Here is an 18,702-nt window from a genome sequence, read left to right as displayed (position 1 = left end):
TCTTCCGAAGGCTGCGGGGCCCGCGCCCCTTGGTGCAGCTGTGAGGATGCGGAAGACGGGCGACGCGTTCCCCGCGCGCCGTACCCGACCGTGCCGGACGGCAGCGGGACACCCCGGGGACCGAAGCAGCGGATGGCCCGAGCAGGACCTGTTCCGTCGCCTCCCCGGGATCCGACGAGCGGAGGGAAGACCGGGGCGGCTCAGCCCACCGCCCTCTCGACCAGGGCACGGATCCGCTCCTCGTCGGCCGGGGAGTACGGGATCGGGGCTCAGGACGACGCGGCGGCCTCCCAGACGAATCCGTCCGGATCGGTGAAGGCGCCGGTGGTGCCGCCGAGGACGAGGCGGTGCGAGCCGGTGCCGTCGGCGGGGACGCCGAGGTCCTTGGCCAGGCCGCGACGCTTGTACAGCGCCAGCTTGACCGCGCCGGACCGTCCCGGGACGAACTCGGCGTACTTGCCGCCGAAGCTCCTGGCCACGGCCATGCCCCGGTCGGCGTAGAACTGCCGGGCGGCCTTCACGTCCTCGACGCCCAGCAGGAGGACGACCTCGTCGATCTCGCGGTCGGCGGGCCCGGTGTCCTTCTTCGCCGAGGTCGCCACCTTCCAGATCGCCCCGTCCGGGGCCCGGACGACACCGCCGTACCCCCACAGCGACTTCGCGGCCGGCTTGAGCACCGTGGCCCCGGCGTCGACGGCGGAACCGAGGAAGGCGTCGACGGTGGCCGGATTGGCCACCGTGAGCGCCATGGTGAAGCCGCGGAAACCGGTGGAAGGCGCTTCGGACGCCCGCAGACGTACGTACGCGTCCACACCGAAGGCGCGGTAGAAGCGGCGGGCGGCTTCGAGATCGGCCACGTCGAGGGTGACCGACGCGAGGGACAGGCCGGCTGCTGAGGAAGTGGTGGTTGCCATGCCCTCCACGGTAGGAGCGGGGCGTGGCCGGAGGCTTCTCGATTCCTGACCGCTTCAAGCCCAGCTCCGCCACCCCTCCACCGCGGCCCCGGGGCCGGTCATACGCACGGCCGGTCAGCCGACGGCCGCCACCGCCACGGGACACCCCTGGTCGACCTCCGGCGCACCGGGGGACCGCCCCACCGCCCGCACAGCGCACATCGCCCGCACCGATGAGTTTCCGGAACGGAACCGGTCTGCACAGACATGGAAACCCACACGCTCGAAACAGCCGGCGCGAACCTCGTCTACGACGTTCGCGGACCGCTGCCGACCACAGACGGACGCCCACCGCTGCTCATGATCGGGCAGCCCATGGATGCCAGCGGCTTCGCCGCGCTCGCCGCGCGCTTCCCCGAGCGGACCGTCGTCACCTACGACCCGCGCGGGCTCGGCCGCAGCACCCGCGAGGACGGGCGGCACGACCACACGCCGCAGACCCAGGCCGACGACGTGCACGCCGTCATCGAGGCCCTCGGGGCCGGACCGGTCGAGATGTTCGCCAGCAGCGGCGGAGCGATCACCGCGCTCGCGGTCGTGGCGGCGTACCCCGCGGACGTGACCACCCTGGTCGCCCACGAACCGCCGCTGATCACCCTCACCCCGGACCGGGAGGCGGCCGTGCGGGCACGGGCCGCGGTCCGGGAGGCCTACGAGCAGCACGGCTGGGGGGCCGGGATGGCCGCGTTCGTGGCCATGACCTCGTGGGAGGGAGAGTTCACCGACGCGTACTTCGCCCGACCGCAGCCCGATCCCGCCACGTTCGGCCTGCCCACGCAGGACGACGGCTCACGCGACGACCCGCTCCTGTCCGACCGCTCGTGGGCGGTCAGCAGCTACCGTCCGGACGCCGACGCGATCACCGCCGCGCCGACCCGCGTCGTGATCGCCGTGGGCGAGGAGTCCGAGAACCTTCAGACGGGACGCACCTCCGCCGCGACCGCCGAACTCCTCGGACAACCGGTGACCGTCTTCCCGAGCCACCACGCCGGCTTCTGCGACGGCGAGTTCGGCTACCCGGGAAAGCCGGACGAGTTCGCCCACCGACTGCGCCAGGTCCTGGACGCCCCCTCGTAAACCGGCCACTGACCGCGTAGTCCCCACCTCGGCGAACGACGCCACTGTCCCCCCACGGGCCGGAAGCAGGATCCGGAGCCGGATCCGGATCCGGAGCCCAGGGGGGGGCAGGTCAGGAGGAGGGCGGGCGCCGGGAACCGCCCTCCGGCTTCGGCGGGTACTCGATCCGATCAGGCTCCCAGTACCAGTCCTCCCCCTGGTGGACCGCCCGGCCGGGCCGGGGGTTCGGGCCGTCCCGGCCCGCGTCCCAATGTATGAAGACCACGACCGCGACGAAGAAGAGGACCATGCCGAGGACGGTCCACGCCATCGGATCGCCCTCGGCAAGTCGTGGCCCGCCCGTGGTCCAGAGGAAGCGACCGAGCCGCCAGACCATCATCAGCAGCACGTACCCAAGCCCCAGGCCGAAAGGCAGGAACACCAGCCCGAGGGCCAGACAGCCTTTGTCCACACTCCCGCGACTCATCGCCGTTCCCCCCCTGCTGCGCCTACTTCGTGCCGCCCGAGCGGGGCATACCCGCCCCCGACCGACACAACACCGGCTTCAGGCACCACGGGCAGGGAGGAAGCCGGTACAAATGCCCGGTCGCTCCTGAAGCCCGTCCAGCCCTACGAACACCGACTGAACGCGCTGCCACCGGACCTGACACGGCGGCGATTCAAAACCGGCACCGATCTCTTGAGCGCACTGACCCTCGGGAGCGAACTCCGCAACCGTCCGACGCGCAGGAGCGCCGAGCCCGGCGTCTTCCGGCTGCCGATGACGGCTGGGAGGCTGGCCGGCATGGACGGTGACGAACAACTGCTGCGTGGCAGGGGCCACGACCACGACGCCCCGAGCCCCGGCGAAGCGCATGACGCCGGGCCGGGCACCGCCTGCCGCTTCCACCGCACGGGCGAGACGGCTTCCCGCGACCGCGCAGGCGGCCTCCACCTCGGCTCTCACACGCCGGCCATCCGGGTACCGGCAGGGCTCGTCGTCCTCGTCGGACCGCCGGCTTCGGGCAAGACCAGCTTCGTCCGGGCACTGATCGCGCGTCGGCAGATCGATGTGGAAGCCGTGGTGTCCAGCGACGAGATCCGCGCGGAGTTTTTCGGCACCTCACCCGCGGAAGCGGAATCCGATGCGGCGGACGCGCGGATCTTCGAGGAACGTGATCGCAGGATCGCCGTAAGACTCGCCGCAGGGCACAGCGCGGTCGCCGAGTCGACGAACGTCACGCCGCAGGCCCGCGCACGGCTCGTCGCCCTCGCCAGACGCTTCGACGCCCCGGTGACCATGCTGCGATTCGCCCCGGACGTCGCCGATCTCCTCCGGCAGTACACCGAGCGAGGCCGCACCGACCTCACCGCCGCAGATGTCCGTGCCTACGCCGCCGTCATGACCCGGGAGGCCGGCGCCGAGCAGCTCCGCTCCGAGGGCGCAACCGCCGTCCACGACGTCCCCGGACGCCGCGAGACGATCACACCCTCCGAAGCCGCCGCGCACTTCTCCTTCGCCTGACGCGACCAGCCCTACCCGGCGACACCTCTCCACGAGCGTCCCCAACGCGCTCTACGAGCTCGTGCACGGTAAGAACTCGGGTACGCCGACGGGGCTTCCTGCCAGAAGGCAAGGCTGTCACCAACGCGGAGCCCCACCCCGGCCGACGACCTCCCCGCCGAGCACTACGAACACCAGGTCGATGGGGAGACCGCCGCCCGTGGGGATTCGAGCGTGCTCCCGTTCTGGATCCCCGCGATGTGAAGGCGCTCCTGGGCTTCACCACAGGCGTGCGGTTCGGCCCGGACGTGAGCGCCGGCCGCGCCGCTTCGGCGCTGCTTTTGGCTTCGGGCGCAGTACGGCGAGTGGTAGCACTTGCTCCTTCCCGGCCCGGCGGAGCTGCTCTTGTTCGACCTGGTGGTGCCCCTTGACGAAGGCGTCGGTATCGATGGTCACCTGCTGCGCGGCAGGTGCGAGGCCCGTCGGCTGGGCCGGTATGGTGCCGGACGGCTCGGTGGCCGCGGTGTCGTCCGGCTGAGCGGACGCCTGGTCGGGCGGTGAGGCGGAGCGGGAATGTTGTCCCGGACGGGGCGGGACCTCATGCCCAATGGACATGAAGGCTGCACCATCCATATGTGTCCACCGCATGCAGCCCATGCCCGCCAACACCCTGATGGCGCAGCCGGGTGGAAAGAGTTTATCTTCTTGGACATGGATCATCAGGGGGAGTTTCGTCGGGCAGCGCTCGAGTTGGGCATCCCGGACGACGAGATCAGCAGGTTCAGCCGGCACCTTCGTTTGTCGATCGGGTTGTTCGGGGGCAGCGGTGGTTCTCCGGTCGGGCAGTTCGGCGGGTTGCCCCGGCTTCCGGTGGGCATGAAGTGGCCGTCTGCCGGGGACGTTCCGTTGCCGTTGCTCTTTTCCGTCGATTGTGCGGCGCTGCCGAGAGTCGACGGCTTCGACCTGCCTGCGGACGGGACGCTGCTCTTCTTCGTGAACCAGGAGAGGGACCATGAGGACAGTTCCGGAAGGTACGCGCAAGTCGTGTATGTACCGGACGGTGCTGAAACCGCGGTCGCGAAATCCCCCGACCCCGTATGCGTCCGCGAGCAGTTCGACGTCTGCGCCGAGCTCAGAGCCGAACTCCCCCTTTGGCTCCAGGAGGGCGACGAGGACGAGGACTGGCATGAGTACTGGGAGGATCTCGATTGGGAGGACATGTCGCCCTTCCAACAGCAGTTGTTCCGGTACATGGAGCACGAGCTGCCGCACCTGGACGAACTCAGGGCTCTGGCCTACGACCTCTGGCCGTCTGGCGCCGGCCTCGTCATCGGCGGATATGTCGATGACGAAGTGATCAACAGCATCGCGGAGCAGACCCTCGCGGGACGCGAGAAGGCAGGCGAGATCCCCACCATCCCGATCGCGAAATGGTACTCCCGCCTGGAGAAGGAAAAGCACCGACTGGAGAGCGAATGGATATCGCTCGCCAGCGAGGTTCGGGTCTACGAGGAGTACTACACGAGTTTTGTGATCCGCCACGACGACCTGGCCGCCGCTCAAGTGGACAAGGCGCTGGCCATGACCAATTTCGAGGCGCCGTAACCAGATTCGACGCACCTGTACAACTGCTGAACTGGCGAACTCGTGCACGGTAAACCCGGCAGGCTTCGGCCATGTGCGGCAGGTGTGTCGCCCGGCCCGCACCCGCCCACCGTTGTGACGACACCAGGGCTTCCGCGTCGCTCAGAAGAGACTGAAAGACGCGAGTTGTGAGGCGACGAGTGGGCCTGCCAGAGCGACGGCTACTAGAGCTGTCGTCATGGCGAGGCACAAAAAGAAGACGAGGACGGCGAAGATCAGTGTGCCGGTGGTGCCGCGGCCGACCTGCGCCTCTACCCGGCCTTCGGGGTCGTAAAGGATCTCCGCCCGTTCTGCGTATGTGGACGTGCCCGTGAGCTTGCGGGTCCGGCCCTCCAGGTCGGTGAACTCGTAGGCACCGGCATACAGCCGCCGGCCTTCGACGAGGACACCGCGGTTGCGCAACCGCCATGTCTCCCTGGTCATCTCCCATCCCGCGTACACGCCGTGACGCAGCGGTATCGCGAGGGAACCGAACAGCCAGCACAGCAGCGCGCTGTACCACTCGTACGTGCCGAGGATGCCGGCGGTCAGCATCGCCGCGGCCGCCAGCAGGTAGAAGGACACGCCGATACGCGAGGCGACCCGGCGCCGGTCGACGGGTGGCTTCGCAGTCGGTGTCTCGGTCACCAGCAGGGTGCCGTCGTCCCTGGGCTCGGCCGCGTCACGTACGGGCAGTTTCCGCTGGAGCGCGTCGGCGAAGGCCCGCACCGACGCGGCGCTGCGGCCGTGCACCGTCCAGGACGCCGGACGGGCCGTCCGCGGCGCGGTGAGCACGACGACGAAGCTGCGCCCGCCGGACTTCGAGGCCTCTGTCCGCTCGATCGCGGTGATCGGTATGCGTCTGCTGGAAGCCGGTGTCTCCAGGATCAGCGTGTCCTGGTCGAGCCGGGCCTCGAAGCCACGCCGACGTCCGGGCAGGATCATCGCAGAGGTGGCCGCCGAGACCGCGCTTTCATCAGAAGATGTGTTTGCCGTCCCGTCCGAGGTCATGGAGGCAGGTTAGACCAGCCGAATGAGACTCAGTCGGTTGCCGAACCTGCTTCGCGGTCGTGGTCGCCCGGGACCCGTGCTCGACCCGGCGTCTTCGCGGCCGGGGCACGCGCGATCTGCAACGTTGTCGAGTTCTGAGAGCGCCCCTTACCCCGTGTCGAGTGCGTCAGGTCCGGGGCGGCCCGGCTCATCGATATAGAGCAGGTCGACGCGGCCGTAGCGGGCGATGGTCTCGGTCGGCTGCTTTCTCGGCCGCGGTCCCGACCAGCTCACCGGCCGGCCTTGCCGTCAGGACGTACTTGACCCGGGATCAGGCCGCCCCGGCCTCGGTACCCGGCGCGATCAGCAGGCGGCACACCACTCCTGGACGGGGTGGAAGGGAGCGACAACGGAGGTCCCGGGCCGGACTCGCAGTTCCTGATTCCGCCGCACAGCCCGACGGATTCCATGTTCATCCGCGAGAGTTCATCCGCGAGATGCAGTGTTCCGTCCCCCGGACCACCTCGGCCCGGGATCCGCTGACCGGCGGTTCCCCGCGTCTCTGCCGGGGCTACTTGCCCGCCAGCCCCAAATTGGCCCCGCTCCGCAGGTCCGGGAACCCCTGCGCGATGACAGCGGCCGGCTCCAGGCATGCCTTGCGCGTGTCCGCTGCCGTCGGGCTCGTGGCACATCCGAGGATCCCGTAGGTTCGAACCGCGTCCTGGAGCTTCCGGGCGACGGAATCGAGCGTCGCGAATCCCCGGCGCCCATTGATCTCGCGCAAGGCCAGATCGGCAGCCTCGGAGGTGGCAGCGGCTGCCACCTTGCACTTCGCGGTGAACATTGGGGCGACGACGTCGAGCAGGGCGAGTTCGTGCCCGAACCGAACTGTCCTTCATCCACCGAGATGCGCTCCTCAACGACGAGCTTCACCTTCTGGGCAGCCTGCGCCTTCGCCGAGACCGGCTCGACGGAGGGGGAGGAGGAAGCCGAGGACTGATCCGTACGATCCGCCCCTTCGGAACCGCTGCATCCCGTGATGACTGCCCCTGACAGACCCACCACGGCCGCCGCTCGCAGCACTTGCCGCTTCGTCATCCGTCCCCCTGCGAACTGTCGCGCCACCCTACCCGAAAGTTTGTTCAAGATCGGAAAGCCTTCAGGAACAGGTACCGGGCACGAGAACAGAGATGCCGAGTTCGGACCGTACTCGCCCCGGTCCACAGGAATCGGGCCTGTCAGGTCCTCCTTTTCCAGGGCTCGCATGTTCGCCGAGCCGATCGCGCAGCGGGGCCGGTCCGGCTTGCCGCGGGGACCGCGCCCGTCGAGCACCACGCGGTGGCGCTCGGCCCGCACCCGCGCCTCCGGCACGACCCCCTGGAACAGCTCCCACAGCTCATCCGGCACCAGCCGCTCGACAACCCCCACGACCTGTCGCGCCCACGACTCGCTCGAGCGGACGGTCTCGGTCCAGGGCGTCTGGAGGTCACGGCAGACAAGGGTGAGTGCGCCGGGACGAGGTGTCCTCGTCGGCCTCGGCGAGATCACGCCACCGCTCACGCGGCACGGTGACGCAGGCCCGCTATGCGTTGGGGCGCAGGCGGACACGCAGGGCCTTGTGGCCGTTGCTGATCAGCGAGCCCGCCGGTTCCAGCTCCTCGGCGGGGACGACCAGCTCGAGGTCGGGGAAACGGTCGAACAGGCCCTGCAACGCAGTGGTGCCCTCCATGCGGGCGAGAGGCGCACCGAGGCAGTAGTGGACGCCGTGACCGAAGGCGAGGTGCTCCTTGGAGAGGCGGGTGACGTCGAAGGCGTCGGCGCTCTCGCCGTGCCAGCGGGGATGACGGTTGGCGGCGGCGTAGGAGGCGAGGATCGCCTCGCCCTTGACGATGACCTGGCCGTCGGGCAGGGCGATGTCGTTGACGGCGTAGCGCAGGGGCAGGTGCGCGACGGCCGGTTCGAGGCGCAGTGTCTCCTCGACCGCGTCGGTCCAGGTGGCGCGTCCGGCGCGGACGTGGGCGAGCTGGTCGCGGTGGGTGGCCAGCAGCACGATCCCCTGGTCGATGGTGTCGACGGTGGTCTGGTAGCCGGCGCTGATGACCAGCAGGAGGGTGTCGCGCAGCTCGGCGTCGGACAGGGTGCCGCCGTCCTCGTCGTGGGTGGCGATGAGCAGCGAGGTCATGTCGTCGCCGGGTTCACGCCGCTTCTCGGCGATGAGTCGGCCGAGGACCGTGTACAGCGTGGCGGTATTGGCACCGGCCTGTTCGGCGGTGAGAGTGGTGTCGAACACCCCGTCCACGACCTTGCGGAAGTCGGCCTGCTGATGGTCGGGGATGCCCATGAGGTGGCCGATGACGGCGATCGGCAGGGGATGGGCGAAGTGCTCGCGCAGGTCGATGCTCTCGTCGGCAGGGCGGGCGTCGAGGTCGTCGAGGAGCGTGGTGACGATGGTGTCGATCACCTCGGACAGGCCCGCGATACGGCGCGCGGTGAACGCGGGGGAGATCATCCGCCGCAGTCGGCGGTGGTCGGCGCCGTAGGCGGTGAACATGTTCTCCACCGCGACCCACAAGGCCAGCGGCCAGGTCTGTACGACCTCGGCGAACCGCGGCCAGTGCGCGCGGGCGTCCTTGGACACGTCCGGGCTGTTCAGCAGCTTCTTCAGCACGTCGGGATCGGTGACGGACCAGGCCTGCACTCCCAGGACGTCGACAGGGACCGCCGCGCCGTGGGAGCGCAGCAGGACGCTCTCGGCGTGACGGTCCGCGCCGGCGGGGTCAAGGACGATCGGGGTGCTGGGCAGGTGCGTCATGAGCGGGCTCCTTCAGATTGTGTCAGTGACGGAGGAGACGACCGGAAGCCGAATAGGAACACGGTGAAAGGGGCCAAGTGATAGGTCAACTCATTTGGCGAGTAAGGGATTTGGATCACAGCTGGCGCATTCGGGAGCCTTGACGCATCCGGGCCGCGCCCTCTATTCGACAGTGGCGGTCCGGCGGGAGCCCATGACCTCCCGGAACCGCTCATTCATGAGAAGGGCTCCCCCTTTTCGCCCGCACCGAGGCGGCGTCGACGATCGCTGAGGTCTAGGGCCTGTCGGCGGATCAGGGTCGGACACACCCTAGTCGAGTTCGCGCCCCGGGCGCCGGGCTCGTCCAGGAGCCCCCGGCCGATGACTCCGCGATCCGCTACCGCGCCGGCCTGAACGACGCCTACGCCTGCGTCCTGAGGCCTCCGCTGTCTTCCTGTCTGTACCGGCTCGGGTGTGTGTCGGCCATCGCGCACTGGCGTATCAGACGTGTATCGCCTCAGGTCACGGGCGTGCCGACGGTGTTCCGGGGCCGCCGGGGGCGCGGTGGTGATGAGGCATGATGGAGGGCCCGCCCGGTCCCGTGCCCGAGGAAAGTAGATGCCTGATTCCGTGTCGGCGCCCGCGCCGGCGCCTGTGACGGTCCTGCTCGTCGAGGACGACGAGGTGATCCGGCGGTCCGTCGCGATGGCCCTGGAACGCTACGGCTACCGCGTGCTCGCCGCCGCCGACGGGCTGACCGGGCTCGAACTCTTCCGAGAGGGGCGGCACGACCTGCTGCTGCTCGACGTGATGCTGCCGGGCCTGGACGGCATCGGGCTGTGCCGGCGCGTCCGGGAGACGTCCACGGACCCGATCCTGATGATGTCCGCGCGCGGCGACTCCCTCGATGTGGTGTCCGGCCTGGAGGCCGGGGCCGACGACTACGTGGTGAAACCCGTCGACACCCCCGTGCTGGTGGCGCGGATCCGTTCTCTGCTGCGCCGGGCAGCCTTCGCGCCCCCGGCGGCCGGACCGGCAGGCCCCCCGGAGCCGGAGGGCCCGCTGGTCTTCGGCGACCTTTCCCTCGACCCCGCCGCCCTGGAGGTCCGCAGGGGCGGCGAGCGGATCGCCCTGGCCCCCACCGAGCTGCGACTGCTGCTCGAATTCGCCGCCCACCCCGGGATCGTGCTGGACCGTCAGACCCTGCTGCGCGAGGTGTGGGACTACGGCTGGGACGGCGACACCCGGGTCGTCGACCTGTGCGTGCAGCGACTGCGCAAGAAGGTCGGCGCCGAACGCGTCGAGACGGTCCGGGGCTTCGGCTACAAGTGGAAGCGGTGAGCGGGGGGCGCCGGGGAGCGGTTGCCGGCCTGGTGCCCCACCCCCGTTCGCTGCGCTGGAAGATCCTCCTCCTGGTGGCGCTGGCCTGCGCCTCGATGGCGCTGACGGTCGGTGTGCTGGTGCACGACTCGGTGCTGCGGCGGTCCCTGAACGAGGGCGCGATCAGGGCTGTCGCGTCCCTGGACAAGGCCCTGGAGGAGGCCGCGGCCGCCGGTGAGGAGGGGCCCCTGGCCTCCCCGGGGGAGCTGCCCGAGCCCTTGCTGCGGGAGGTCGAGCACGGCGGCGAGGCCACGTTCTACGAGACCGGGCCGCCCGCCCCCGTCTTCTGGGCGGCGCGGCGGGAGGGCGGGAAGCTGTACGCGGTCGAGATCGACATGACCGCCGACCTGCTGACCCGGCAGGCCCTGGACCGGCACATGTGGAAGTACTCGCTGCTCACCCTGGGCGTCGTCGTCCCGGCCACGGCCCTGGCGAGCGAGCTGCCCGCCCGGCGGCTGCGCCGGGTCGCCCGCACGGCCCGCCGCATCACGGCGGGCGACCTCGACGCCCGGACCGGGACGGTGCGCGGGGGTGACGAGATCGCCGAGATCTCGGCCGTGGTCGACTCGATGGCCGACAGCCTCCAGCGGCGGATCGACACCGAGCAGCGCTTCACCGCCGACGTCGCGCACGAGCTGCGCACCCCGCTGATGGGACTGGTCACCTCGGCGGAGCTGCTGCCCGAGGGCGAGGTGACCGACCTGGTCCAGGACCGGGTGCGGGTGCTGCGTGATCTGGTGGAGGATCTTCTTGAGATCTCCCGGCTCGACGCGGGCGCCGAACGGTCCCGGCCGGGACCCGTCGACCTGGCCGCACTCGTCCGGGACGCGGTGACGCGGACGGGCCTCGCCGCACGGGTGTCCGGACGGGACGCGGCGGTGGTCGAGACGGACCCCCGGCGCCTGGACCGGATCGTCTCCAACCTCGTCGTCAACGCCCACCGGCACGGCGCGGCCCCTGTGGAGGTCGTCGTCGCCGGCCGGACGGTGACCGTACGGGACCACGGCCCCGGCTTCCCGGCCGACCTGCTGGCCCACGGTCCCCAGCGGTTCCGCACGGGTACGGCCGAGCGGGGGCGCGGACACGGCCTGGGCCTGACGATCGCGTCCGGCCAGGCGAAGGTGATCGGAGCGGATCTGAACTTCACCAACGCCCCGGACGGCGGCGCGGTGGCCACCCTGCGCCTGCCCCGGAACGGTACGCCCGCCGACGCATGATCCTCACCTTCGCCCGGTTCCGATCCCTCGTCCGGCACGTGTCCCTCCCGCCGCCCCGCTGATACACGACCGATGGGTGCCAGAGCACGGGCCGTGCTCTGGCACCCGCGGACCGGAGACCTGTTCCCAGGAGTCTGGCTGCCGTACCGATTCCGTACAGCAGCCCCCGGAGGCAGCCCGTGTCCCTTCCCCGCACCCCCCGTCACCGCCTCGTCGGCGGTGCATCGGCCCTGGCTCTGCTGACGGCCCTGGGCATCGCCGTCGTCTCCCCCTCCGGGCCCCCCTCGGCGCCGGACGGCGATCGGCCGCCGGTCTCCGGCATCGGCCCGCTCCCGTGGCCGCAGGACGGCCAGAGCGCCGTCGAGTTGGAGGGGAGCGGTTCGCTGGGGGAGCGGGGCGGGCGGCAGCCCGTGCCGATCGCGAGCCTGGCGAAGGTGATGACCGCCTACGTCGTGCTCGACGGGCACCCGCTGCGGCCGGACGAGGAGGGCCCCCTGATCGAGGTGGACCGGCAGGCCGCGCACGAGGCGGGGGTCGGCGGCGAGTCGACCGTCCCCGTGCGGGCGGGCGAACGCCACTCGCAGCGGCGGCTCCTGGAGCTGCTCCTGATCCCCTCCGGGAACAACGTCGCACGTCTGCTGGCCCGGTGGGACTCCGGCAGCCAGGAGGCCTTCGTGGTGAAGATGCGGCGTGCCGCCGAGCGGCTCGGCATGCGGGACACGGTCTACACGGGGGCGAGCGGCATCGAGCCGACGACCACGAGCACCGCGGCCGACCAGGTGCGGCTGGCGCGGGCCGCGATGAAGGACCCGGTCTTCCGGGCGATCGTGTCCACCCGCGAGATCACCGTCCCCGGCCTCGGAACGATCTCCAACACCAATCCCCTGCTGGGTACTCCGGGCGTCCTCGGCGTGAAGACCGGTTCCAGCACTCCGGCGGGCGGAAATCTGCTGTGGGCCTGCGAGGTGCGCGTCGGCGGCACGCCCAGGCTGCTGGTGGGCGCCGTCCTGCACCAGCGGGCGAACACGACGCCCGTCGAGGGGCTCCGGGCCGCCGTCGACGCCAGCCGAGGCCTGCTCACCGCCGTCCGCGACGGGCTGGCCTCCGCCGGGACGGAGGGCCGGGGGCGATGACGGAGACGACACGCCCGGACCCCGCCGCCGGGGTACCGGACGGCAGGACGGCACCGCCGCGCCTCGCCGCCGGGACGGGCGGCACGGTGGTCCGCCCGGACCGCGTACCCGGGGCCGGGGAACCTACGGCGGTACGGCCGGGCCCGGGACCCGGCGCGGCGGACACCGGGGCGCGCCGGCGGTGGCGGCGGCGCGGCACGGTGGTCACGGGCTGTTCCGTCCTCCTCGCAGTGGGCGTCGCGGGGCACGGGCTGCTTCCCCGGCTGCCCGGACGGCTGAGCAGTCTGGCCGAGACCCTGCTGCCCTGGAGCGCGCTGACCGTCCCCGTCCTGGTGGCCGTCGCCCTGCTGCGGCGGGCGCCGGTGGCGGCGGTGGTGGCCCTGCTGGTGCCGGCGGTGGCCTGGCTGACGGTCTTCGGCGGGATCCTGGTCGACAAGTCGTCCCCCGGCGGTGACCTCACGGTGGTCAGCCACAACGTCAACCAGGCCAATCCCGACCCCGCCGGGACCGCGCGGAGCCTGCTGGCCGCCGGGGCGGACGTCCTGGCGCTGGAGGAGCTGAGTCCGGCCACGGCGCCCGCCTACGAGCGGGTCCTGGCGGACGCCTACCCGTACCACTTCCAGCAGGGCACGGTGGGTCTGTGGAGCGTGCATCCGCTGCGGGACGCGCGAGCCGTGCCGATCATGCCGTGGACGCGGGCGATGCGGGCCACGGTGGACGCGCCCGGCGGGCGGCTGGCCGTGTACGTCGCCCATCTGCCGTCCGTCCGCGTGGGCCTCTCCGGCTTCACCGCCCGGGCGCGCGACGAGGCACTGGATCTGCTGGTGGCGGAGGTGCGGGCCGAACCCGAGCGGCGCGTCGTCGTCATGGGCGACCTCAACGGCTCCACCGACGACCGCGCGCTGCGGCCCCTCACCGACCGCCTCGTCTCCGCGCAGACCGAGGCGGGCGCGGGCTTCGGCTTCACCTGGCCGGCGCGCCTGCCGGCCGTCCGGATCGACCAGATACTCCTCGGCGGCGTCCGGGCCGCCTCGGCATGGACCCTCCCCGCGACGGCCAGCGACCACCTTCCGGTGGCGGCCCGGATCCTCCTCCCCCCGGAGCCCGGCCCCTGATCCGGCCGGGTCCGGAGGGGACGTCTCCGACGCGCCACGGTCCGGGACGCGAGGCGCCTCCGTGACGACGCCTCCCGCGGAAAGAGAGGTGAAGCCCACGGGATGACCGACGACCGCGTGATCGACGGGGCGAGGGACCGGAGAGAGGGCTCATGGCACACGGGTACGGACACGGATCCGGCCAAACGGCCCTCATTTTCTGGGCTCTTTCCCGGCCGACACGTGCGGTTGACCCCGCACGCGGCTTTACTCGCCTATGGTTTTCTTGACCATCACTTGGGCATCTCTTGGTCTGATCTATAGGCGTGAACCTGCCGGAAGGGAAGAACGTGCTGCGAGCCGCGACGACCCGGAGCGCATCGGCGTTCCGTGCCGTCCCGTCGCCCGCGTCCCCGTTCCTCGCCTCCGCGGCTTCCTTCACGCACGCCCACACCCCTGGTCACCCCACCGTCGGCAACCGGGCCGGGACCACCCCGCCCGGTCCGGAACCGCACGGTGGGGGTTCGACGCTTCCGGCCCGTCGTTCGTCGGAGACCCCGAACCGAGGACGGATGACCGGACCCGGACACGCCGCACCCGGCGCCGTGCACGTCCACGCGTCGAACAGATCCGGGGGCCCCTCCGGGGCCCCCATCCGGATGTTCCGCCGCTGACCGGGCGGAACGGCCCCCCACATCCCCGTCGTTCAGACCCGACGTGCCGTCACGGCGCGCCAGGAGGAATCACCACACCATGCAGCCCCTCATCGACAACGCGCGCACCTTCGGGCAGCGTCCCGAGGAGTTCGCCGGCCTCGCCGCGGGCCAGTCCCCCCACGTCCTCTTCATCACCTGCTCCGACTCCCGGGTCGTACCGGCCCTCATCACGGGCGCCCGGCCCGGCGAGCTGTTCGAACTGCGCACCGCCGGCAACATCGTTCCCCCCTACGGCTCCACCACCCCCACCGGAGAGGCGGCGACCGTCGAGTACGCCGTGGAGGTCCTCGGCGTCGAGGACATCGTGGTGTGCGGCCACTCCCACTGCGGTGCGGTCGGTGCCGTGGTGCGCGGTGACGACCTGAACTCGGTTCCCGCCGTACGGGACTGGCTCGCGCACGCCGCGAAAGAACCCGAGTGCTCCGACCCCGCCGACCCGACGGTCGCCGAGGCCGTGCAGAACCACGTCCTGACGCAGCTCCTGCGGCTGCGCTCCTACCCCTGCGTCGAGCAGCGCCTGCAAGCCGGCGGACTCCGCCTGCACGGCTGGTACTACGAGGTCCACACCGGGCTCGTGCGCGAACACCGGCCGGACACCGACACGTTCGAGAAGCTCTGAGGAAACAGGTGAACGCCGTGCCGTCCAAGTTCCCCCACTTACGACAGGACTTACTCGCCTCCGTCGTCGTCTTCCTCGTCGCGGTGCCCCTCTGCGTGGGGGTGGCGGTCGCCTCCGGCGTGCCGGCCGAACTGGGGCTCGTCACCGGCATCGTCGGCGGTCTCGTCACCGGCCTCATGCGCGGCAGCAGCCTCCAGGTGTCGGGGCCTGCCGCCGGCCTGACCGTGATCGTCTTCGAGGCGGTCAGCGAGTTCGGGGTCGACACGCTCGGTGTGATCGTGCTGATCGCCGGACTGCTTCAGCTCGCCATGGGATTCTTCCGCATCGGCCGCTGGTTCAGGGCGATATCCGTCTCCGTCGTCGAGGGCATGCTCTGCGGCATCGGCCTGGTGATCATCGCCGGGCAGATCTACGCCGCGGCGGGTCTGAAGGCTCCGGAGACCGGCATCGGGAAGATCACGGGCCTGCCCCGTGCGTTCGCCGACGCGTTCGGGAGCACCGAGGCCCTGGCCTCCCTCGCGATCGGCGCGGGCACCATCGCCGTCATCGTGCTGTGGAGGAGACTGCCCAAGCGGATACAGGCCGTGCCCGGTGCCCTCGCCGCGGTGGTGCTGGCGACGGCCGTCACCCTCGGCCTCGGGCTGCCGGTCGCCACCGTCGAGGTGGAGGGCCTGCTCGGTGTCGTCCAGCCGCCCGGCGCCGAGGCCTTCGGTGAACTGGCCAGTCCTGCCATCTGGGGCACGATCATCGCGTTCGCGCTGATCGCCTCGGCGGAGAGCCTGTTCAGCGCGGCAGCCGTGGACCGGCTGCACGACGGCCCGCGCACCGAGTACGACAAGGAGATGGTCGCCCAGGGCACGGGCAACACGATCTGCGGCCTGCTCGGCGCCCTGCCCATGACCGCGGTCATCGTCCGCAGCTCGGCCAATGTCAACGCCGGTGCGAAAACCAAGGCGTCGCGCGTCCTGCACGGCGTGTGGCTGCTGCTGTTCGCCGCCGCGCTCCCGTCCGCCCTGGCACTGATTCCCCTGCCCGCGCTCGCCGGCATCCTCGTCCACGCGGGCTGGAAACTGATCCCGTTCCGGCAGGTCGCCGCGTTGTGGCGGGAGCACAGGGGCGAGGCGGCGATCCTCGTGGTCACGGCCGTCGCCATCGTCGTGGTGAACATGTTCGAGGGTGTCCTGATCGGTCTGGCCCTGGCAGTCGTCAAGACCGCCTGGGAGGCCTCGCACGTCAAGCTGGAAGTCGTCGACAAGGGCGCGGGGCCGATCGAGGCGTACCTGACGGGCAACGCCACGTTCCTCCGCCTGCCGAAGATCCTCGACACGCTGGAGTCCCTCCCGCAGGACCGCCCGGTCGAACTCGACCTGTCAGGACTGCACCACCTCGACCACGCCTGTCGTACGGCGCTGGAGAACTGGGCCGAACGGCACAGTGCGACCGGCATCGAACCGGTGAAGCTCACCACCGCCGCCTGAGCCGGCGGACGACGGGTCCCGCCCCCGGTCGCCAGAGGCCACCGGGCTGAGGACAGCCCCGCGACCGGCGGTCCGGGGGCGATCGGACGGGCGCACGCGAGGGCACCGGTCGGAGGGGGAGGGCCGTCCCGGACGGGCGTGCACCGCCGCAGACGGGCAGCGGCTGCCGAACGGTGCGGCGATGGAGAGAGGGGCGCCGACGGGCCGGGGGGCCGCCCCTCGGCTTCGGCCCCGGGACGCCGCCCGCTGTCTGCGAACCACCGTTCAGCCGGCGGTTTCCATCGCTCCCAGCCCTTTCGCCAGATCCTCCCTGTTCATCACCGGCGTGTAGGAAACCTTCGCGCCCAACTCCAGGAAAAAGGGTTCTGCGGTCTTCGGCATGTCGGCGGACTCCGCCAGGTCGAAGAACACGTAAGCCGTTCGGCAGCCGTTCTCGGTGGTGAAGTAAGCGGCCTCCGGCCGGATCGCCGACATCGCCTTGCCCAGCGTCTCTTCCAGGGTCCCCTGCCTGATGGCCTCATTGGACATCTGCGTGTCCATCTGAACCTTCAACAACATTCGCATGACAGCCGCCTTCCCCAGCTCGGGGCGCCCCCGTCCGGGCATACAGGTCGTGCCCGAAACCCTGTTACCAGCGTCTCTCCGCTTCCGCCCTCGGGCCAGCCGGCCCCTGAGCGGGACGCCGCCGAGATCGAAGGGGGCCACGGCCGGCGTCGGCGGTGACGCGCCCCGTCGTGAGGTGCGCGGACGACGGCGGGGCGACCGACCGGCCCGCCTCATCCTCCCGCGCGGGACGAGAGGGGTTCACCGACGTCGTCCCGTCGCCCCATGGCACGCAGAAGTCGGCCGGCGATCCAGTCCGGTCCGAGGTCCCGCAGTTCTCCCGTCCACCGCGACATCCCTCCGGGAGGGCGGGAGAGCAACTCGCGCACGGCCCTGCCCACCTCCCCGGGATCCAGACGGGAGGGATCGAGGCACGTGGCCAACCGGGCCCGCTCGGCGTCGTGCGCGATCGAGAACTGGTCACTGGAGAAGGGGAGGACCAACGCGGGAGTCCCCGACGCCACGCACTCCGTGAAGGAGTTGTTCCCGCCGTGGTGCACCATGACGTCGACCCGGCGCAGCAGCCACCGCTGCGGGACGACACGGGCGACGTGCACCCTCGGACCCGACAGACGGGCGAGGGCCGGAGCGCTGTCACCGGCCGCGACCACCACCGCCGCGTCCGGAACACCGGAGAGGACACCTCGCACCAGAAGGTCCAGCACGTCGCTGCGGGCCGACAGGAAGGTCCCCAGAGCGATCAGCACCACCCGGCGGCCCGCCGACCTCAGACGGCGGACGACAGCCCCCCACTCCTCGCCCGGATCCGGTTCCACGGCGGGAACGCAATGACCCCCGTACAGGAACTCGGCCCCGGTCGAAGCGTGTTCCGGAAGCCAGGGGAACCGCGGGTAGTTGAACACCACGGCACGACGAGAGGTGAGGGCGAACGCGCGGCCCGGCGGATCGACCGGGGCGTCGTGCGCCCGCGCAACCTCCGCGAACCGCTCGGTGAACGCCACGTCGTTGGCCCTGGCCGCGCGCCGCAGCTCCGCCAGCGCCCCCGCCGCCGGACGGACCGCCCGGGGCCAGGCGTAGGGGACCCCGAAGAACGCGTCGGACCGGTGGGGCACGTAGGTCGGATGTCCGGGACAGAACGTGGCGAAGGGCAGCCCCAGGCAGTGCAGTGCCAGCGTCACCGGATAGCTCAGCTGGTCGACCACGTACCAGTCGGGGGCCAGCCGTTCGTGCAGGGCCCTCAGCTCGGCCATCACCCTCTCCGGATCCGACAGCAGGTCCTCGCCGCGGTGACGCGCCTGTGCGAGCAGAGCGGCGACCGCCCCCTTCCGGGTCGAGCCGAGGAACTCCTCCAGGCGCTCCGCCTCCCGCGCGCCCTGCCGCGTGCTCCGCGCGACACCGGTGTTCGCGTTCCTGGTCACCGTCAACGGCTCGAAGCCGACGCCGACCCCTGCGGCCATCGGGGCGAAGGACGGCGCGCTGGCGAAGTGGACCCGGGCACCGGCCTTCTCCATGGCTCCCGCGAGCACCGACAGGGGCTGGGCGTGGGAGTGGAACGGGGGACTGACGACCACCACGCGCGGGGGA

The 18,702-nt window shown here is 71.2% G+C and carries 16 protein-coding genes and 1 pseudogene; 9 read left to right on the top strand and 8 right to left on the bottom strand.

Translation table 11 applies throughout. The features are described from left to right. Window positions 1-269: 269 nt before the first annotated feature. The gene (locus tag CP977_RS01905) at window positions 270-914 is read right to left on the bottom strand and encodes a VOC family protein (protein ID WP_062761265.1); all 645 of its coding nucleotides are present in this window, start codon (window positions 912-914) and stop codon (window positions 270-272) included. Window positions 915-1,160: 246 nt separating this feature from the next. On the opposite strand from CP977_RS01905, the gene CP977_RS01900 reads away from it, so the two are divergent. After that, entirely contained in the window at window positions 1,161-2,030 is an 870-nt protein-coding gene (locus CP977_RS01900; RefSeq protein WP_062760993.1) for an alpha/beta fold hydrolase, read from the top strand. Window positions 2,031-2,142: 112 nt separating this feature from the next. On the opposite strand, the gene CP977_RS01895 is transcribed toward CP977_RS01900, so the two are convergent. Then, window positions 2,143-2,496, bottom strand: coding sequence for a hypothetical protein (locus tag CP977_RS01895; protein WP_208421841.1), 354 nt, complete (start codon window positions 2,494-2,496; stop codon window positions 2,143-2,145). Window positions 2,497-2,814: 318 nt separating this feature from the next. Between CP977_RS01895 and CP977_RS01890 the strand changes: the two genes are divergently transcribed. Together CP977_RS01890 and CP977_RS01885 are read left to right on the top strand one after the other, a co-directional pair. After that, window positions 2,815-3,534: an ATP-binding protein gene (locus CP977_RS01890; protein ID WP_079131645.1), complete on the top strand. Its 720-nt coding sequence runs from the start codon at window positions 2,815-2,817 to the stop codon at window positions 3,532-3,534. A gap of 690 nt (window positions 3,535-4,224) precedes the next feature. Beyond that, window positions 4,225-5,118, top strand: coding sequence for a DUF1963 domain-containing protein (locus tag CP977_RS01885; RefSeq protein ID WP_152369487.1), 894 nt, complete (start codon window positions 4,225-4,227; stop codon window positions 5,116-5,118). A gap of 141 nt (window positions 5,119-5,259) precedes the next feature. On the opposite strand, the gene CP977_RS34680 is transcribed toward CP977_RS01885, so the two are convergent. From CP977_RS34680 to CP977_RS01870, 4 genes and pseudogenes are all read right to left on the bottom strand, one after another. Beyond that, window positions 5,260-6,147, bottom strand: a complete 888-nt coding sequence (locus CP977_RS34680) for a hypothetical protein (RefSeq protein WP_229991506.1) — start codon at window positions 6,145-6,147, stop codon at window positions 5,260-5,262. Window positions 6,148-6,327: 180 nt separating this feature from the next. Continuing rightward, a pseudogene (locus CP977_RS35635) lies at window positions 6,328-6,496 on the bottom strand (IS21-like element helper ATPase IstB); the annotation flags it as partial. Window positions 6,497-6,697: 201 nt separating this feature from the next. Then, the gene (locus tag CP977_RS01875; protein WP_062760991.1) at window positions 6,698-6,970 is read right to left on the bottom strand and encodes a hypothetical protein; all 273 of its coding nucleotides are present in this window, start codon (window positions 6,968-6,970) and stop codon (window positions 6,698-6,700) included. Window positions 6,971-7,708: 738 nt separating this feature from the next. Next, complete coding sequence (locus tag CP977_RS01870) at window positions 7,709-8,938, bottom strand: cytochrome P450 family protein (RefSeq protein WP_152369486.1); 1,230 nt, start codon at window positions 8,936-8,938, stop codon at window positions 7,709-7,711. A gap of 597 nt (window positions 8,939-9,535) precedes the next feature. On the opposite strand from CP977_RS01870, the gene cseB reads away from it, so the two are divergent. The 6 genes from cseB to CP977_RS01840 all read left to right on the top strand — a co-directional run bounded on the left by cseB (window position 9,536) and on the right by CP977_RS01840 (window position 16,554). Continuing rightward, window positions 9,536-10,258, top strand: a complete 723-nt coding sequence (gene cseB, locus CP977_RS01865) for a two-component system response regulator CseB (protein WP_152369485.1) — start codon at window positions 9,536-9,538, stop codon at window positions 10,256-10,258. A gap of 32 nt (window positions 10,259-10,290) precedes the next feature. Next, window positions 10,291-11,514 carry an ATP-binding protein gene (locus tag CP977_RS01860; protein WP_372460666.1) on the top strand — a complete coding sequence of 408 codons (1,224 nt, stop codon included), beginning with the start codon at window positions 10,291-10,293 and terminating at the stop codon, window positions 11,512-11,514. Between the two features lie 179 nt (window positions 11,515-11,693). Next, window positions 11,694-12,647 carry a D-alanyl-D-alanine carboxypeptidase family protein gene (locus tag CP977_RS01855; RefSeq protein ID WP_062760977.1) on the top strand — a complete coding sequence of 318 codons (954 nt, stop codon included), beginning with the start codon at window positions 11,694-11,696 and terminating at the stop codon, window positions 12,645-12,647. Further along, entirely contained in the window at window positions 12,644-13,762 is a 1,119-nt protein-coding gene (locus tag CP977_RS01850; RefSeq protein ID WP_167309048.1) for an endonuclease/exonuclease/phosphatase family protein, read from the top strand. The genes CP977_RS01855 and CP977_RS01850 overlap by 4 nt, the downstream gene beginning before the upstream one ends. A gap of 732 nt (window positions 13,763-14,494) precedes the next feature. Beyond that, window positions 14,495-15,076 (top strand): carbonic anhydrase, encoded by a 582-nt coding sequence (locus tag CP977_RS01845; protein ID WP_152369483.1) that lies wholly within the window; start codon window positions 14,495-14,497, stop codon window positions 15,074-15,076. Window positions 15,077-15,093: 17 nt separating this feature from the next. Then, window positions 15,094-16,554, top strand: a complete 1,461-nt coding sequence (locus CP977_RS01840) for a SulP family inorganic anion transporter (protein ID WP_062761249.1) — start codon at window positions 15,094-15,096, stop codon at window positions 16,552-16,554. A gap of 264 nt (window positions 16,555-16,818) precedes the next feature. Here the strand turns inward: CP977_RS01840 and CP977_RS01835 are convergent, their stop codons facing one another. Both CP977_RS01835 and CP977_RS01830 read right to left on the bottom strand, forming a co-directional pair. Further along, window positions 16,819-17,094 carry a hypothetical protein gene (locus CP977_RS01835; RefSeq protein ID WP_372460665.1) on the bottom strand — a complete coding sequence of 92 codons (276 nt, stop codon included), beginning with the start codon at window positions 17,092-17,094 and terminating at the stop codon, window positions 16,819-16,821. Between the two features lie 236 nt (window positions 17,095-17,330). Further along, on the bottom strand, window positions 17,331-18,692 hold the full coding sequence (locus CP977_RS01830; protein WP_229991507.1) for a glycosyltransferase: 1,362 nt from the start codon (window positions 18,690-18,692) through the stop codon (window positions 17,331-17,333). Window positions 18,693-18,702: the final 10 nt, after the last annotated feature.

Source organism: Streptomyces cinereoruber (assembly GCF_009299385.1).
In the GTDB taxonomy this organism is placed as follows: Bacteria; Actinomycetota; Actinomycetes; order Streptomycetales; family Streptomycetaceae; genus Streptomyces; species Streptomyces bikiniensis.
The sequence above is the reverse complement of the archived record's forward strand: the minus strand, read 5'-3'. Positions and strand labels throughout refer to the sequence as shown.

Excerpts from the sequence above, each read along its gene's own strand:
- CP977_RS01895 (WP_208421841.1), bottom strand. The coding sequence starts at position 2,496 with ATGAGTCGCGGGAGTGTGGACAAAGGCTGTCTGGCCCTCGGGCTGGTG.
- cseB (WP_152369485.1), top strand. The coding sequence starts at position 9,536 with ATGCCTGATTCCGTGTCGGCGCCCGCGCCGGCGCCTGTGACGGTCCTG.
- CP977_RS01900 (WP_062760993.1), top strand. The coding sequence starts at position 1,161 with ATGGAAACCCACACGCTCGAAACAGCCGGCGCGAACCTCGTCTACGAC.
- CP977_RS01885 (WP_152369487.1), top strand. The coding sequence starts at position 4,225 with ATGGATCATCAGGGGGAGTTTCGTCGGGCAGCGCTCGAGTTGGGCATC.
- CP977_RS01845 (WP_152369483.1), top strand. The coding sequence starts at position 14,495 with ATGCAGCCCCTCATCGACAACGCGCGCACCTTCGGGCAGCGTCCCGAG.
- CP977_RS01890 (WP_079131645.1), top strand. The coding sequence starts at position 2,815 with ATGGACGGTGACGAACAACTGCTGCGTGGCAGGGGCCACGACCACGAC.
- CP977_RS01870 (WP_152369486.1), bottom strand. The coding sequence starts at position 8,938 with ATGACGCACCTGCCCAGCACCCCGATCGTCCTTGACCCCGCCGGCGCG.
- CP977_RS34680 (WP_229991506.1), bottom strand. The coding sequence starts at position 6,147 with ATGACCTCGGACGGGACGGCAAACACATCTTCTGATGAAAGCGCGGTC.
- CP977_RS01875 (WP_062760991.1), bottom strand. The coding sequence starts at position 6,970 with ATGTTCACCGCGAAGTGCAAGGTGGCAGCCGCTGCCACCTCCGAGGCT.
- CP977_RS01850 (WP_167309048.1), top strand. The coding sequence starts at position 12,644 with ATGACGGAGACGACACGCCCGGACCCCGCCGCCGGGGTACCGGACGGC.
- CP977_RS01905 (WP_062761265.1), bottom strand. The coding sequence starts at position 914 with ATGGCAACCACCACTTCCTCAGCAGCCGGCCTGTCCCTCGCGTCGGTC.
- CP977_RS01835 (WP_372460665.1), bottom strand. The coding sequence starts at position 17,094 with ATGGACACGCAGATGTCCAATGAGGCCATCAGGCAGGGGACCCTGGAA.